Source organism: Variovorax sp. GW821-FHT10C12, assembly GCF_059415405.1.
Map to the genome: position 1 here is coordinate 1,868,687 of NZ_JBWKNE010000001.1, position 15,737 is coordinate 1,884,423.

The 15,737-nt window shown below is 67.4% G+C and carries 16 protein-coding genes; 12 read left to right on the plus strand and 4 right to left on the minus strand.

Annotated elements, in window-relative coordinates; translation table 11 throughout:
* Positions 1-103: 103 nt before the first annotated feature.
* A complete protein-coding gene (locus AC07OH_RS08850) occupies positions 104-1,888 on the minus strand; it encodes an acetolactate synthase 3 catalytic subunit (protein WP_495300330.1) in 1,785 nt (594 codons plus the stop codon).
* Positions 1,889-2,171: 283 nt separating this feature from the next.
* Here AC07OH_RS08850 and AC07OH_RS08855 point away from each other — a divergent pair, with 283 nt between their 5' ends.
* From AC07OH_RS08855 to AC07OH_RS08880, 6 genes are read left to right on the plus strand one after another with little or no spacing between them, the layout of a single operon-like run.
* Positions 2,172-2,738, plus strand: a complete 567-nt coding sequence (locus tag AC07OH_RS08855) for an RNA polymerase sigma factor (RefSeq protein WP_489061480.1) — start codon at positions 2,172-2,174, stop codon at positions 2,736-2,738.
* A complete protein-coding gene (locus AC07OH_RS08860; protein WP_489061481.1) occupies positions 2,735-3,160 on the plus strand; it encodes a DUF3619 family protein in 426 nt (141 codons plus the stop codon). Before AC07OH_RS08855 ends, AC07OH_RS08860 begins: the two co-directional genes overlap by 4 nt.
* Positions 3,161-3,177: 17 nt before the next feature.
* A complete protein-coding gene (locus AC07OH_RS08865) occupies positions 3,178-4,017 on the plus strand; it encodes a DUF3106 domain-containing protein (protein ID WP_495300331.1) in 840 nt (279 codons plus the stop codon).
* A 10-nt stretch (positions 4,018-4,027) separates the two neighbouring features.
* On the plus strand, positions 4,028-4,597 hold the full coding sequence (locus tag AC07OH_RS08870) for an RDD family protein (protein WP_495300332.1): 570 nt from the start codon (positions 4,028-4,030) through the stop codon (positions 4,595-4,597).
* Positions 4,594-4,992 (plus strand): diacylglycerol kinase, encoded by a 399-nt coding sequence (locus AC07OH_RS08875; protein ID WP_495300333.1) that lies wholly within the window; start codon positions 4,594-4,596, stop codon positions 4,990-4,992. Before AC07OH_RS08870 ends, AC07OH_RS08875 begins: the two co-directional genes overlap by 4 nt.
* 31 nt (positions 4,993-5,023) lie before the next feature.
* On the plus strand, positions 5,024-5,614 hold the full coding sequence (locus AC07OH_RS08880) for an LOG family protein (protein ID WP_495300334.1): 591 nt from the start codon (positions 5,024-5,026) through the stop codon (positions 5,612-5,614).
* A gap of 120 nt (positions 5,615-5,734) precedes the next feature.
* Here the strand turns inward: AC07OH_RS08880 and AC07OH_RS08885 are convergent, their stop codons facing one another.
* Complete coding sequence (locus AC07OH_RS08885; RefSeq protein WP_056580191.1) at positions 5,735-6,073, minus strand: P-II family nitrogen regulator; 339 nt, start codon at positions 6,071-6,073, stop codon at positions 5,735-5,737.
* On the minus strand, positions 6,070-7,767 hold the full coding sequence (locus tag AC07OH_RS08890; RefSeq protein WP_495300335.1) for an NAD+ synthase: 1,698 nt from the start codon (positions 7,765-7,767) through the stop codon (positions 6,070-6,072). Before AC07OH_RS08890 ends, AC07OH_RS08885 begins: the two co-directional genes overlap by 4 nt.
* 19 nt (positions 7,768-7,786) lie before the next feature.
* Here AC07OH_RS08890 and AC07OH_RS08895 point away from each other — a divergent pair, with 19 nt between their 5' ends.
* Both AC07OH_RS08895 and AC07OH_RS08900 read left to right on the plus strand, forming a co-directional pair.
* Positions 7,787-8,947 carry a GNAT family N-acetyltransferase gene (locus AC07OH_RS08895; RefSeq protein WP_495300336.1) on the plus strand — a complete coding sequence of 387 codons (1,161 nt, stop codon included), beginning with the start codon at positions 7,787-7,789 and terminating at the stop codon, positions 8,945-8,947.
* A 660-nt stretch (positions 8,948-9,607) separates the two neighbouring features.
* Positions 9,608-9,775, plus strand: coding sequence for a hypothetical protein (locus tag AC07OH_RS08900; RefSeq protein ID WP_495300337.1), 168 nt, complete (start codon positions 9,608-9,610; stop codon positions 9,773-9,775).
* A gap of 44 nt (positions 9,776-9,819) precedes the next feature.
* Here AC07OH_RS08900 and ppa read toward each other — a convergent pair whose 3' ends face one another.
* Entirely contained in the window at positions 9,820-10,347 is a 528-nt protein-coding gene (gene ppa / locus AC07OH_RS08905) for an inorganic diphosphatase (protein ID WP_007834256.1), read from the minus strand.
* A 254-nt stretch (positions 10,348-10,601) separates the two neighbouring features.
* Here ppa and AC07OH_RS08910 point away from each other — a divergent pair, with 254 nt between their 5' ends.
* From AC07OH_RS08910 to AC07OH_RS08925, 4 genes are all read left to right on the plus strand, one after another.
* Entirely contained in the window at positions 10,602-13,118 is a 2,517-nt protein-coding gene (locus AC07OH_RS08910) for a sodium-translocating pyrophosphatase (RefSeq protein WP_495300338.1), read from the plus strand.
* Between the two features lies 1 nt (position 13,119).
* A complete protein-coding gene (locus AC07OH_RS08915; protein ID WP_495300339.1) occupies positions 13,120-13,488 on the plus strand; it encodes a nuclear transport factor 2 family protein in 369 nt (122 codons plus the stop codon).
* Between the two features lie 73 nt (positions 13,489-13,561).
* Positions 13,562-14,293, plus strand: coding sequence for a MerR family transcriptional regulator (locus AC07OH_RS08920; protein ID WP_495300340.1), 732 nt, complete (start codon positions 13,562-13,564; stop codon positions 14,291-14,293).
* 5 nt (positions 14,294-14,298) lie between these two features.
* Positions 14,299-15,735, plus strand: coding sequence for a TolC family protein (locus AC07OH_RS08925; RefSeq protein WP_223301332.1), 1,437 nt, complete (start codon positions 14,299-14,301; stop codon positions 15,733-15,735).
* Positions 15,736-15,737 lie beyond the last annotated feature (2 nt).

The window sequence follows — 15,737 nt, forward strand, 5'->3', positions numbered from 1 at the left end:
CGCGGAAGCTTTCGCTTTCGCCGCCCTCCCCCGTGCACGGTAATGCGCGGGCTTGGCGGGCAATAGATTCGTCAGTAAAGGTTGAACGAACGAATGTTCCGGATCAGAGATCTTCGGAACCCAGCAGCATCTCGGTGATGCCCATGCCGGCCTTGACCATCGGGAACACGTTCTCGGTGGGGTCGGTACGGAAATCCATGAACACCGTGCGGTCCTTGAGCTTGCGCGCCTCGCGCAGCGCCGGCTCCACGTCTTGTGGACGCTCGATCAGCATGCCGACGTGGCCATAGGCCTCGGCGAGCTTCACGAAGTTGGGCAGCGCGTCCATGTAGCTGTGGCTGTAGCGGCCGGAGTATTCGATCTCCTGCCACTGGCGCACCATGCCCAGGTAGCGGTTGTTGAGCGAGCAGATCTTGATCGGCGTGTTGTACTGCAGGCAGGTGGAGAGTTCCTGGATGCACATCTGCACCGAACCTTCGCCGGTGATGGTGAACACTTCCGAGTCGGGCTTGGCGAGCTTGATGCCCATGGCGTAGGGAATGCCCACACCCATGGTGCCCAGGCCACCCGAATTGATCCAGCGGCGCGGCTCGTCGAAGCGGTAGTACTGGGCAGCCCACATCTGGTGCTGGCCGACGTCCGACGTGATGTACGTGTCGGCGTCCTTGGTCATGTTCCAGAGGGTTTCGACCACGAACTGCGGCTTGATCACGTCCTTGTTGTCGCGGTCGTACTTGAGGCAGTCGCGCGAGCGCCAGCTTTCGATGGTCTTCCACCAGTCGGCCAGCGCGCCAGCGTCGGGCTTGGCGGTGCTCTCGCGGATCATCGAGATCAGCTCGGTGAGCACGTCCTTCACGTCGCCGACGATCGGGATGTCGACCTTCACGCGCTTGGAGATGCTCGACGGGTCGATGTCGACGTGAATGATCTTGCGTTCGTTCTGCGCGAAGTGCTTCGGGTTGCCGATCACGCGGTCGTCGAAGCGCGCGCCCACGGCCAACAGCACGTCGCAGTTCTGCATCGCGTTGTTGGCTTCGATGGTGCCGTGCATGCCCAGCATGCCCAGGAACTTGCGGTCGCTCGCCGGATAGGCGCCCAGGCCCATCAGCGTGTTCGTGACCGGGTACCCCAGCATGTCGACCAGCGTGCGCAGCTCGTTCGTGGCATTGCCCAGGAGCACGCCGCCGCCGGTGTAGATGTAGGGGCGCTTGGCCGCCAGCAGCAGTTGCAGCGCCTTGCGGATCTGCCCGCCGTGGCCCTTGCGCACCGGGTTGTACGAGCGCATCTCGACCTTGTCGGGATAGCCGCTGTACGGAACCTTCTTGAAGGACACGTCCTTCGGCACGTCCACCACCACGGGGCCGGGACGACCGCTGCGTGCGATGTGGAAGGCCTTCTTCATCGTCATGGCCAGATCCTTCGGATCCTTGACGAGGAAGTTGTGCTTGACGATGGGGCGCGTGATGCCGACCGTGTCGCATTCCTGGAAGGCGTCGAGGCCGATGGCGGCCGTCGGCACCTGGCCGGAAATGATCACCATCGGGATCGAATCCATGTACGCCGTCGCGATGCCAGTGACCGCATTGGTCAGGCCGGGACCGGAGGTGACCAGGGCCACGCCGACTTCGCCGGTGGCGCGCGCATAGCCGTCGGCTGCGTGGACGGCGGCCTGTTCGTGGCGCACCAGCACATGCTGGATGGTGTCCTGCTTGTAGAACGCGTCGTAGATGTAGAGAACCGCGCCGCCCGGGTAGCCCCAGATGTACTGGACGCCTTCGGCCTGCAGTGCCTTGACCAGCACTTCAGCGCCCATGAGTTCTTGCGTGGTGTTGCCGGCGCCAGAGGACGCGGCTGCTGCGGAAGCGAGTTCCGCCTTCGAGATTTCCATGATCAACCTTTGTGTTTTTTCGGGAACGAAAAACCTTGGGTGCCCCTTGCCAGCCCTTGTGGGGCCGCGCCAGGACTTGAGGCCAAAGCCATGAGCGGACTGATGTTCCGCCGGACCGTGACCCGTTTGCCTTTTGACTTGCAAGGCGGATTATGACACTACCGGCGCGTTCAGACTCGCTTCAGGTGCCCTGTCTTGGCACAAAGGCATAATCCGCGGCATAAAAACATGAGCGTTCGCCAAACATCCTCCCCACGCGGCGCGTCCCGCCGCCCCCTCTCATTTGGCTACTGAACACGAACTCTCCGACTTCCTGAAAAGCGTCGAACGACGGGCCTTCAAGCGCTCGGTCTATCACGTGCGGGACGAAGAAGCGGCCCTGGACATCGTGCAGGACAGCATGATGAAGCTGGCGCAGCACTACGGCGACAAGCCTGTCGAGGAACTGCCAATGCTGTTCCAGCGCATCCTGTCGAACTGCACGCTCGACTGGTTCCGCCGCCAGAAAACCCGCCGGGCCCTTTTCTCCAACCTCAGCGACTTCGAACCGGCCGATAACGGCGAGGATTTCGACCTGCTGGAGAACTTTGTCTCGCCCACCGACTCCAGAGAATCGGAGAGCGCCGAAGACACCACCCGCCGCAGCCAGGTCTTTCACGAAATCGAAGAACAGATCGCGGCTTTGCCCGGCCGTCAACGCGAGGCTTTCCTGATGCGTTACTGGGAGGAAATGGACGTCGCAGAGACGGCCGCCGCGATGGGCTGCTCCGAGGGCAGCGTCAAAACCCATTGTTCGCGAGCCGTCCACGCTCTGAGCAAGGCGCTCAAAGCCAAGGGAATATCGCTATGAATACCAAGGTTCCAACCTCTCAATCCAACGCTGCAGAAGACCGCTTCGGCCAACGGCTGGCGGCCCGGCTGTCGGACGGCAATCAAGCGTTGCCGCACGACATCAGCGAACGCCTGCGCGTGGCTCGCTCGCAGGCCGTGGCTGCGCGCAAGCTGGCCCCGCAGCTGCGCACGGCGCCCGTCGCGGTCCAGTCGGGCCACACGGTCACGCTGGGCGGCAGTTGGTGGACCCGCATCGGTTCCGTGGTGCCCTTGATCGCCCTGGTGGCCGGCCTGATCACCATCAGCGTGATGCAGGACGACGACCGCGCCAGCGAACTCGCCGAGGTCGACTCGGCCCTGCTGACGGGCGACCTGCCGCCCGCCGCCTACACCGATCCCGGCTTCGCCCAATTCCTGAAGTCCGACAGCGCCTCCGACTGAACACCTTGCCCGACCGAATGCGACGCCGCTCCGTTTCCCGTGCGAAAGCCCTGCTTCCGTTGCGCCCGCTCCCGGCGGGCGCCGTCGTTTGGGCGGGTGCGCTGGCAGCCGCCGTCTTCGGCCTGACACTGGCCGATGCTCAGACGCTGCCCGAAGCCACCAAGCCCGCCACGCACGCCGCAGGCACCAATGGCGCAGCAAGCCCCAAGGGCGTCGCCACCACGACCAGGCCCCTCTGGAGCGACCTGAGCACCGAGCAGCAATACGCACTGAAGCCGCTGGCCCTGCACTGGAACACGCTGAACGTCGGCCAAAAGCGCAAATGGCTGGCCCTGTCGCGCAACTACGCGAACATGCCCGCCGACGACCAGGTCACGCTGCACAGCCGCATGATCGAGTGGGCGGCACTGAGCAACCAGCAGCGCACCCAGGCCCGCCTGAACTTCGCCGAGGTCAAGCGGGTTCCCGCCGACGAGCGCCGGCTCAAGTGGGAGCAGTACCAGGCACTGAGCGAAGAAGAAAAGCGCAAGCTCGCCGAGCGCGCACCGCCCAAGCCGCGCGGCGCCGCCGTGCCGGTGCGCCCGGTTTCCTCGCAAAAACTCGTGCCCGTGCCGGCCGTCACGCCGCCCGGACAGCACACGCCCCGCATCGTGCCGGCCACGCTCCCCACGCCCGTGCTGCCGCCGGCGGCCGTCGTGGTGAATTCGCCGGCAACGTCGCCCGCAGCAACGGAACGCGCGCCCGCACCGACCAGCACCGTCGTCGCCCCGGCGGCCTCGACCTCCACGCCGAACGGCGTCACGCCGCCCCCGGTGCCCGCCGAAGCGCAGGTGCCGGCGCCGTCCTCCGCTCCCTGACAAGATGTCGATGGTTTCCAGTTCTCCCGAGACCTCGGGTCCCGGCCACTCGGCCTCGCCCCTTCCCACCACGGCCGGCCACGGCATCTCGCCGACCGTGCCCGGCCTCTGGCGTCGCATGGCCTGCTGGCTTTATGAAGGCATGCTGCTGTTCGCGGTCGTGTTCGTGTCCGGCTGGCTGTTCAGCACGCTGGGCCAGATGCGCGACGCCATGGACGAACGGCGACACCTGCTGCAGGCCTTCCTGTTCGTGGTGTTCGGCGTCTACTTCGTCTGGTTCTGGGCCAAGGGCCAGACGCTGGCCATGAAGACCTGGAACATCCGCATCGTCGACCGCCACGGCCAGCCCGTCAGCCAGGGCCGCGCACTGGCGCGCTACCTGCTGAGCTGGGTCTGGTTCCTGCCGCCGCTGGCCGCCATTGCCCCGTTCAAGCTGTCGGGCGGCGAATCGACCGTGCTGATCTTCGGCTGGGTCGCCATCTGGGCGCTGCTGGCCCGTTTTCACCCCGACCGCCAGTTCTGGCACGACGCCTGGGCCGGTACGCGGCTCATCACCTCCAAGCCGATGAGCCGCCAATGAGTGCCCTGCCCGACCCCGCCGTGAACCCGCAGAAGGCCCGCAAGGGCCTCGAGCGCGTCTGGCACGCCACCCTGATCTCGCTGCACGGCCTGCGCGCCGGCTGGACCGAGCCGGCGTTCCGCCAAGAGGCCATCCTGTCGATGATCATGATCCCAGCCGCCTTCTGGCTCGGGCGCAGCTGGGTCGAGGTGGCGCTGCTCGCCGGCAGCGCCATCCTGGTGATGATCGTGGAGCTGCTCAATACGGCGGTGGAAGCCGCCATCGACCGCATCGGCCCCGAATGGCACGACCTCTCCAAGCGCGCGAAGGACATGGGCAGCGCCGCTGTCCTGCTGTCGCTCACGCTGTGCGGCGGCATCTGGGCCGCGGCCCTGTGGCAACGCTTCGTGTCATGAGCGGGTCTGCCGCCTGCGGCATGATCGCAGGATGACTCCTGAATTTTCGATTTGCGTGTATTGCGGCTCGCGCCCCGGCGAGCGCCCCGAGTTTTCCCAGGCCGCCCAGGCCGTAGGCCAGTGGATCGGCAGCCACAACGGCCAGCTCGTCTACGGCGGTGGCCGCACCGGCCTGATGGGCACAGTGGCCGAGGCCACCCGCCAGGCCGGCGGCCGCGTCGTCGGCATCATTCCCAAAGCCCTGGTCGATAAGGAACTGGCCAACCCCCTGTGCGACGAGCTGCACGTCGTCGACACCATGCACGAGCGCAAGGCCATGATGGGCGAGCGCGCCGACGCCTTCCTCGCGATGGCGGGCGGCATCGGCACCTTTGAAGAACTGTTCGAGATCTGGACCTGGCGCCAGCTCGGCTACCACGACAAGCCGACCGGCATCCTCAACACCGCCGGCTACTACGACGGCCTGCTGAGCTTCCTGGCGCACAGCGTGCGCGAGGGCTTCATGGGCGAATGGCAGATGGACCTGGTGCACACCGGCACCGACGTGCCCGAACTGCTGACCGCGCTGCGCGCCGAAGTCCCCCTGCACCCCCGCGACGACCGCCTGTCAGAGAACCTCTGACCGGGCCCCGTCCCCTTCCAGCGAACACCGAGGAACCGGCTTTGCCGGGCCTCTGGTGTTGCCCCCGGTAGGGGGTTGGCGAAGCGACACGAAGTGCGCGAAGCCTGGGGGCGAGCCTGGCTAGACTGCGTTTTCGTTTTCTTCGCCGGTGCGGATGCGCACGATGCGCTCCACCTCGGTCACGAAGATCTTGCCGTCGCCGATCTTGCCGGTGCGCGCCGAGCTCACGATGGCCTCGATGCAGCGCTCCACGTCGCTCTCGTTGACGACCACTTCGACCTTCATCTTGGGCAGGAAGTCGACCACGTACTCGGCGCCGCGGTACAGCTCGGTGTGGCCCTTCTGGCGGCCGAAACCCTTGACCTCGGTCACCGTGAGGCCGGTGACACCCACCTCGGCGAGGGCTTCGCGCACGTCCTCGAGCTTGAAGGGTTTGACGATGGCGGTGATCTGCTTCATGGTTTTTGTGCTCCGGCGGTTTCGTTGAACTTGCTGGTGATAGGGTAACGCCAATCCTTGCCGAAGCTTCGGTGGGTGACCCGGATGCCTACGGGCGCCTGGCGCCGCTTGTATTCGTTGATCCTGATGAGCCGCGCAACCCGCTCGACCACCGCACGGTCGTAGCCCGCGGCAATGATCTCGTCGATGCCTTCATCGTCCTGCATGTAGCGTGCCAGGATGCCGTCCAGCACGTCGTAGGGCGGCAGGCTGTCCTGGTCGGTCTGGTCGGGGCGCAGCTCGGCACTCGGGGGCCGCGTGATGATGCGCTCGGGAATCGGCGCCGCCCCGGTGCCGTACGGGTCGTGGGCATTGCGCCAGCGCGCCAGCGCGAACACCGTGGTCTTGAGCAGGTCCTTGATGACCGCGAAACCGCCCGCCATGTCGCCGTAGAGCGTGCAGTAGCCGGTGGCCATCTCGCTCTTGTTGCCGGTGGTCAGCACGATGGCGCCGAACTTGTTCGACAGCCCCATGAGCAGCGTGCCGCGGATGCGGGCCTGGATGTTCTCCTCGGCCGTGTCTTCCGGCCGGCCCGCGAACTCCCCGGCCAGCGCGGCCTTGAAGGATTCAAAGGTGTGCTTGATCGAAATTTCGTCATAGCGCACGCCCAGGCGGCCGGCCATGTCGCGCGCGTCGATCCAGCTGATGTCGGCCGTGTAGGGCGACGGCATCATCACCGCACGGACCTTGTCCTTGCCCAGCGCGTCGACCGCGATCGCGAGCACCAGCGCCGAATCGATGCCGCCCGACAGCCCCAGGATCGCGCCCGGAAAGCCGTTCTTGCCGATGTAGTCGCGCACGCCGAGCACCAGGGCGTCCCACAGCTGCGCCTCGGCGTCGCGCGGCGCAGCAATGGCCGACGGATCGGCCACGACGGCGACACCGCCCTGTGCCCCGCGGGCGAGTTCCATGAAGACCAGCCGCTCGCGAAAGCTCTCGGCCTGCGCGGCCAGTGCGCCGTCGGCCTGCAGCGCGAACGAGGCGCCGTCGAACACCACCTCGTCCTGCCCGCCCACCAGGTGCGCGTAGACCAGCGGCAGGCCCACGGCGCGTGCGCGGTCGGCCATGCGCGCCACGCGCTCGCCTTCCTTGCCCACGTGGTACGGCGAGGCGTTGATCACCGCCAGCACCTCGGCACCGCCGGCGCGCGCCAGCTCGGCCGGCGCGTCGAACCAGGCGTCTTCGCAGATCAGCAGGCCGACCGACACACCGCCCGCCTCGAACACGCAGGTGCCCTGCCCCGGCGTGAAGTAGCGGCGCTCGTCGAACACCTGGTAGTTCGGCAGTTCGCGCTTGGCGTAGGTCTCGAGGATGCGGCCTTCCTTGATCACGCTGGCCGCGTTGTGGCGCAGCGGCACCGTCACCGAGCGGCTGCGCAGGCTGCCGCCGCTGGGATGCCCCACCACCACGACCATGTCTTTGAGGTCGGCCAGCGCGGCGGCGATGCCTTTCACGGCATCATCACAGGCTTCGGTGAAGGCGGGACGGAGGAACAGGTCCTCCGCCGCGTAGCCGGCAATCGAGAGTTCGGGTGTCAGCAGAAGGCGCGCGCCTTGCGCGTAGGCCTCGCGTGCGGCGCCGACGATCTTCTGCGCATTGCCGACGAGGTCGCCCACCACAAAATTGAGTTGCGCGATGGCGAGCTTGAGCGTCATACAGAAGGAAGAAAAAGGCTTGAACGATTATGTCATTCGGGTTCTGGCGTCGCCGTCGGACATCGACCCGCAAGCCTGGAACGCCCTGCTCGCCGCGCAGCCCGAGCCCTCGCCCTTCATGCACCACGAATACCTCGCGGCGATGCACGACAGCGGCAGCGCCTCGCCCGAGCGCGGATGGACGCCGCAGTTCGTCACGCTGTGGCGCGGTGACATGCTCGAAGCCGCCTGCGCGCTCTACCTCAAGGACCATTCCTACGGCGAGTACGTGTTCGACTGGGCCTGGGCCAACGCCTACGAGCAGCACGGGCTCGCCTATTACCCGAAGGCCGTGGTGGCAGCGCCCTTCACGCCGGTGCCCGGCGCCCGGCTGCTGGCACGCGACGCGCCAAGCCGCACGCTGCTGGTGCAGGCGCTGGTGGCGGTCTGCAAGGAACAGGAACTTTCGTCTTTGCATCTGCTGTTCGGCGCCGACGCCGACATCGCCGCGTGCACCGAAGCCGGGCTCATGCGGCGCCATACGGTGCAGTTCCATTGGACGAACACGCAGCCGAGCTACACAGACTTCGACGCCTTCCTCGCCAGCCTCGCGCACGACAAGCGCAAGAAGATCCGCCAGGAACGTCGCAAGGTCGCCGAGGCCGGCGTCAGCTTCCGCTGGTCGCGCGGCACCGACATCTCCAAGGCCGACTGGGATTTCTTCTACCGCTGCTACGAGCGCACCTACCGCGAGCACGGCAACCCGCCCTACCTCACGCGCGATTTCTTCCTGCGCATGGCCGACACGCTGCCCGAGGCGTGGCTGCTGTTCGTGGCGGAGCGCGACGGGCGCCCCATCGCGACCAGCCTGATCGCGCTCTCCACCGACGAGGCCCAACCGCTGGTGGCCTATGGCCGCTACTGGGGCGCACTGGAGCGCGTCGATTGCCTGCATTTCGAGGCCTGCTACTACCAGCCGATCGCCTGGTGCATCGCGCACGGTGCGGCACGCTTCGAAGGCGGCGCGCAAGGCGAGCACAAGATGGCCCGCGCGCTGATGCCGGTGCGCACCACCAGCGCCCACTGGCTCGCGCACCCGTCGTTCGCGGACGCGGTCGAGCGCTTCCTCGAGCGCGAGGGCGCCGGCATCGAGAACTACCTGGACCACCTCGGCGAACGCAGCCCATTCAAGGCGACCTGAGCGGCGTGGGAGCGCCGGGGGCTGCTATAAAGCCGCCCGGCACTCAAACAACCACACACAACACACAGGGAGCACCGATGCCATTCGTCGGACTGGGACTGCACATCCTCATCGCGCTGTACTTCGCCGTGCATGCCATGCGCCACGGCAAGCAGATGTACTGGCTCATCATCCTCTTCAGCTTTCCGCTGCTCGGCAGCATCGTGTACTTCGTGGTCGAGTACCTGCCGGCCTCGCGCATGCAGCGCACCGCCGGCAAGGTGGCCAGTGCAGCCATCGGCTTCATCGACCCCGAGCGCGAATACCGCGCCGCCGCCGAGGCCTACGACCTCGCACCCACGGCGCAGAACAAGCTGCGCCTGGCCAAGGCGGCACTCGACCGCGGCCAGGCGGCCGACGCCGTCGGGCACTACCGCGACGCACTGAAAGGCCCCTTCGCTTCCGACCCCGAACTGCAGTTCGGCCTGGCCAGCGCCCTGGTCGCCGAAGGCAGCCCAGCCTCGGGCCGCGAGGCGCACTTGGCACTGCAGGCCCTGCGTGCCACGCGCGACGACTACCGCAAGGACGAGGTCGCCGTACTGAACGCCCGCGCGCTCGCCGCCGAGGGCCGCACGACGGAAGCGCGAAGCCTTCGAGGCGGCGCTGAACACCTACAACACGGTGGAAACGCGCGCCCGCTACATCGCATGGCTGGCGCAGCAAGGCGACACCGCCGGTGCGCGCCGTCAATGGGACGAACTGCAGCAGGCGGCGCGCCACTGGAACTCGCATGCGCGAGGCGTCAACCGCGAATGGATGCGGCTGGCCGGGGATGCGGTCCAGGGCTGACGGCCCGGAGCATCCAGGCCGTCTCTTTCAGGCGAAAGAAAAAATTACTTCTTGTACGCGGCGATGCCGTCCAGAACTTCCTTCTTGGCGGCGTCGATGCCTTCCCAGCCCAGCACCTTGACCCACTTGCCGGCTTCCAGGTCCTTGTAGTGCTCAAAGAAGTGGCTGATGGCCTTCAGGCGCATCGGGTTCACGTCGTCGACCGACTTCCAGTGGCTGTAGATCGGCAGCACCTTGTCGGTGGGCACGGCCAGCACCTTGCCGTCGACGCCGGCTTCGTCTTCCATCATCAGGATGCCCAGTGGGCGGCAGGGCACGACCACGCCCGGCAGCAGCGGGTACGGGGCAATCACCAGCACGTCGACCGGGTCGCCGTCGCCCGACAGGGTCTGCGGCACGTAGCCGTAGTTGGCGGGGTAGTACATGGCCGTCGTCATGAAGCGGTCCACGAAGATCGCGCCCGATTCCTTGTCGACTTCGTACTTGATCGGGTCGGCGTTCATCGGGATTTCGATCACGACATTGAAGGCGTCGGGGACGTTCTTGCCGGGGGAGACTTTGTCGAAGGACATGACGTTTTTCGAGTAGTTGAAAAGTATGAGACGGATGGGGACAAACCCGGAGTTTACTTTCCGTGTCACGGACCGGTCGCACGCGTGTGTGTTTTTGCCTGTAAATTGCAAGCGTTGGCCAATCGGCTCCGCACCTTCGGTGCAGCGAGCTTCGAGGAAGCAACGCGGCGGAGAACATGGTCCCGTACGCGTTGCGCGCAGGGCCCAGGCTGTCCGTCTCCACAAGTCACAACGAACGAATGGAGAAGCAAAGCATGAGCGGCAACACCCCCCTGATTCTTGCCATCGTCTGCGGCCTGGTGGCCGTGGGCTACGGTTTCTGGGCCCGAAGTTGGATTCTCGCCAAGGACCCGGGCAACGCCCGGATGCAGGAAATCGCCGCAGCCATCCAGGCCGGCGCCTCGGCCTACCTCGCCAAGCAGTACACCACCATCGCGGTGGTGGGCGTGGTGCTCGCGGTGCTCATCGCCCTCTTCCTCGACCTGACCACGGCCGCCGGCTTCGTGGTCGGCGCGGTGCTCTCGGGCGCCTGCGGCTTCATCGGCATGAACGTGTCGGTGCGCGCCAATGTGCGCACGGCGCAAGCCGCGACCCAGGGCATCGGCCCGGCGCTCGATGTGGCGTTTCGCGGCGGCGCCATCACCGGCATGCTGGTGGTGGGCCTGGGCCTCTTGGGCGTGACGGGCTTCTACTGGTTCCTCGCCGGCAGCGCGCCGAAGGCGGACCACAGCCTTGCCGCCATCCTCAATCCGCTGATCGGCTTTGCCTTCGGCTCCTCGCTGATCTCGATCTTCGCGCGCCTGGGCGGCGGCATCTTCACCAAGGGCGCTGACGTCGGTGCCGACCTGGTGGGCAAGGTCGAGGCCGGCATTCCGGAAGACGACCCGCGCAACCCGGCGGTGATCGCCGACAACGTGGGCGACAACGTCGGCGACTGCGCCGGCATGGCGGCCGACCTGTTCGAGACCTACGCCGTGACGCTGATCGCCACCATGGTGCTGGGCGCGCTGATGGTCACGGCGGCCCCGCTGGACGCGGTGCTGTACCCGCTGGCGCTGGGCGGCGTGTCGATCATCGCGTCGATCATCGGCTGCTTCTTCGTGAAGGCCTCGCCGGGCATGGTCAACGTGATGCCGGCGCTCTACAAGGGGCTGGCGGTGGCGGGCATCCTGTCGCTGATCGCGTTCTGGTTCGTCACGAGCTGGATCATTCCCGACAACGCCATCTCTGCCAGCGGCAGCCAGCTGAAGCTGTTCGGCGCCTGCTTCGTGGGCCTGGCGCTCACGGCCGCGCTGGTGTGGGTCACCGAGTACTACACCGGCACGCAGTACAAGCCCGTGCAGCACATCGCGCAAGCGTCGACCACCGGCCACGGCACCAACATCATCGCGGGCCTGGGCGTGTCGATGCGTTCGACGGCCTGGCCGGTGATCTTCGTGTGCATCGCGATCCTGGCCTCGTACTCGCTGGCCGGCTTGTACGGCATTGCGGTGGCCGCGACGTCAATGCTGAGCATGGCCGGCATCGTGGTGGCGCTGGACGCCTACGGCCCCATCACCGACAACGCCGGCGGCATTGCCGAGATGAGCGAGCTGCCCGCCAGCGTGCGCGACATCACCGACCCGCTGGACGCGGTGGGCAACACCACCAAGGCCGTGACCAAGGGCTACGCGATCGGCTCGGCCGGCCTGGCCTCGCTGGTGCTCTTTGCCGACTACACCCACAAGCTGGAAAGCTTCGGGCTGAACATCAGCTTCAACCTGAGCGACCCGATGGTGATCGTCGGCCTGTTCATCGGCGGCCTGATTCCCTACCTCTTCGGCGCAATGGCCATGGAGGCCGTGGGCCGCGCGGCCGGTGCGGTGGTGGAAGAAGTGCGCCGCCAGTTCCGCGAGATCCCCGGGATCATGGAAGGCACCGGCAAGCCCGAGTACGGCAAGGCCGTGGGCATGCTGACCGGCGCGGCCATCAAGGAAATGATGATCCCGTCGCTGCTGCCGGTGGTGGTGCCGATCCTGGTCGGCCTGCTGCTCGGGCCGAAGGCGCTGGGCGGCCTGCTGATGGGCACCATCGTCACCGGCCTGTTCGTCGCCATCTCGATGTGCACGGGTGGCGGTGCGTGGGACAACGCCAAGAAGTACATCGAGGACGGCCACCACGGCGGCAAGGGCTCCGAGGCGCACAAGGCCGCCGTCACCGGCGACACCGTGGGCGACCCCTACAAGGACACGGCCGGCCCGGCGGTGAATCCGCTGATCAAGATCATCAACATCGTGGCGCTGCTGATCGTGCCGCTGGTGGTCAAGTTCCACGCCGGCGATGCGGCAGCGGCCGTGCCGACCAAGATCGAGACCCCGCCTGCAGCCACCGCTCCCGCCGCGATGGCGCCGGCGGCCACGCCGGCCGCCACCCTCGCCTCGGCGGCCGTGGGGGCCACCGAAGCTGCGGCGGTGAAGGTCGAGAACGGCATCGTGAAGTTCTACTTCGCAAGTGCCAGCGCCGAGGTCGCGCCCAACGCCAAGGAGGCGCTGTCCGATGTCATCAAGGCCGTGCAGAGCGGCAGCACCGTGCTGGTGAGCGGCTACCACGACGCCAGCGGCGACGCCGCCAAGAACGCCGAGCTGGCCAAGCAGCGCGCCATGGCCGTGCGCGACGCCATCAAGGCGGCGGGCGCGCCCGAGGACAAGATCGAACTCGCCAAGCCCGAGCAGTCGCAGGCCGACGGGCCGGCCTCGGAAGCGCGCCGCGTCGAAGTGAAAGTGAAGTCCTGACATGCCCACGCCCGCCCGGCTCGAAGCCTTCATTGCCGCCGTCGAAGGCGGCGCACATGCCCAGGTCATCGAAGATTTCTACACCGAAGACGCCACGATGCGCGAGAACCAGGCCGAGCCGCGGCGCGGGCGCAGCACGCTGGTCGCGCAGGAAAGCGCCGTGCTCGCGCGCACCGAGTCGGTGGTGTCGACCTGCGTGCGGCCGGTGCTGGTGAACGGCGACCACGTCGGCATTCACTGGATCTTCGAGTTCACGTTCAAAGGCGGCGGGCGCATGCGCATGGAAGAGATCGCCTGGCAGCGCTGGGACGGCGAGCGCATCGCCGAAGAACAGTTCTTCTACGACCCGGCGCAGCGCAAGCCGGGCTGAGGATGCCCCGCCCGGACCGCGCGATCCGGGTTGGTTTTATGCAACATTTTCGATGTAACATTGAAACTGTCACATGAACGCATCCACCGCCACACCCGATTCCACCGCCTTGCAGGACCTCTCCATCGAGGCCCTGGCGGCGCGCACGGGCGTCACGGTGCGCAACATCCGCGCCTACACCACGGGCGGCCTGCTGCCGCCGCCGCGGCTGCAGGGCCGGCTCGGCCTGTATGGCCCCGACCACGTCCAACGCCTGGCGCTGATCCGCGAACTGCGTGAACAGGGCTTCGGCATCGAGGCGATCCGCCGCATCTTCACGCGCGCGCCGGCCTCCACCTGGCCCGACCTGCTGGCCGTGGCCCGCTCGGTGTCGGGCAGCCTGTTCGCCGAAGAAACGCCCGTGGTGGTGTCGGCCCAGGCGCTGGCCACCAAATGGCAAGGACAGATGACGCCCGCCCTGCTCGGCCGCGCCACCCGCGCCGGCCTCATGCGCGAACTGCCCGACGGCCAGGTGCAGGTGCTGAGCCCGGCGCTCGGCCAGGTCGCCGAACAGCTCGCTGCGCTGGGCCTGCCGCTCGAAGCGGTCATCGGCATGCAGGAAACCATGGTGCGCACGCTGCGCACCGTGGCGCGGCGCTGGCTGCGCACGCTGGCCGACAGCCTGCTCTCCGGCGACGCCCTCGATGCCGGCCGCGCCGCGCAGCTGCTCGAGAAAGCACGGCCGTTGGCCACCGGGGCGGTGCAGGCCGCCTTTCCCGTGATCCTGCAGCAGGAGCTCGACGCCCTGCTGCACAAGACCGCCTGATGCCGATGACACGACCTCGCCTCGCCCTTCTTCCGTCCCTGCTGCTGTTGCCGGCCTTCCTCGGCGGCGCGGCTTTCGCGCAGCAGCAGGCCCGCGGCGACACCACCTCCACGCTGGCGCTGAGCTTCGACGCCGCGCGCCAGCGCATGGTCGAGCGCTCCGACAAGCTGGCCGCCGCGCGCATCGCCGTCGAGGCCAAGGAACTGCAGAGCGAAGGCGTCAAGCGCCTGGGCGGGCCGGTGGTCAGCATCTCGGGGCTGGCCTATGCGTACAACGCGAACCTGAACCTCGACCTCGATCCGCTCAACCAGAAGCTCGGCCAGATCGGCTCGTCGCTGCCGCCGTCGATCCAGAGCTTCGTCTCGCGCGTGCCGATTCCGCAGCTGCCCAACAGCTACACGCTGAACCGCCACGACACCGGCGCCAACGCCTCGGTGTCGGCCGTGTGGCCGCTCTACCTGGGCGGCGCGACCGACGCGGTGCGCGGCTTTGTCTCGGCGCAGGCGCGCGAGGCCCAGGCCGACGCCGAACAGGCCGGCCACGAGGTCGATACGCTGCTGGTGCAGCGCTACTTCGGCGCCCAGCTCGCGCAGCGCGCCGCCACGCTGCGCCTGCAGGCCGAGCGCACCATCGCGCAGCACGACGCGGCTGCGCAGAAGATGCTCGCGGCCGGCGTGATCTCGCGCGTCGAGCGGCTGCAGGCCAGCGCCGCGTATGAAGAAGCGCGCCGCAACGCCCGCAAGGCCGAGAACGACGCCGCGCTCGCAGGCGTGGCCCTGGCGCGCACGGTGCGCGCCGAAGGCAGCGTCACGCCGCAGACGCCGCTGTTTCTCATCAGCGCGCCGATCGAACCGCTCGGCCACTTCATCGATGCGGCGCTCACGCGGCATCCGGGCCTGGGCAAGGTCGCGGCCAAGAAGGCGCAGGCCGAGCAGCTGCACGAAGGCGAAGAAGCCCTGCGCCGTCCGCAGGTCATCGCCTTCGGCACGCGCGAGATCAAGAGCGGCAACGCCGACTGGGTGGCCGGCCTGGGCGTGCGCTGGACGCTGTACGACTCGGTCGACCGCAACGCGCTGTCGGCCGCCTCGCACAAGCAGGTCGAACAGGCCGAGCGCACCGACCTGCAGGCGCGCAGCGACATCTCGCTGCTGGTCGAACGCAACTGGCGCGCGCTGGACAACGCACGCCGCCAGTACCTCGAGATGAAGGTCTCGGTCGAGCTCGCGCAGGAGGTGGTCAAGCTGCGCACCGCCGGGCTGCGCGAAGGCACCAGCACCACGCTCGACCTGATCGACGCCGAGACCAACCAGGCCAAGGTGCTGACCGAACGCGCGCAGGCCGCCAACGACTACGTGCAGGCGCTCGCGCAGCTGCTCGAGAGCGCGGGCCTGTCCGAGACTTTTTCCGACTACATCGCGCGCGCCGACGTGAAGGTGAACTGACC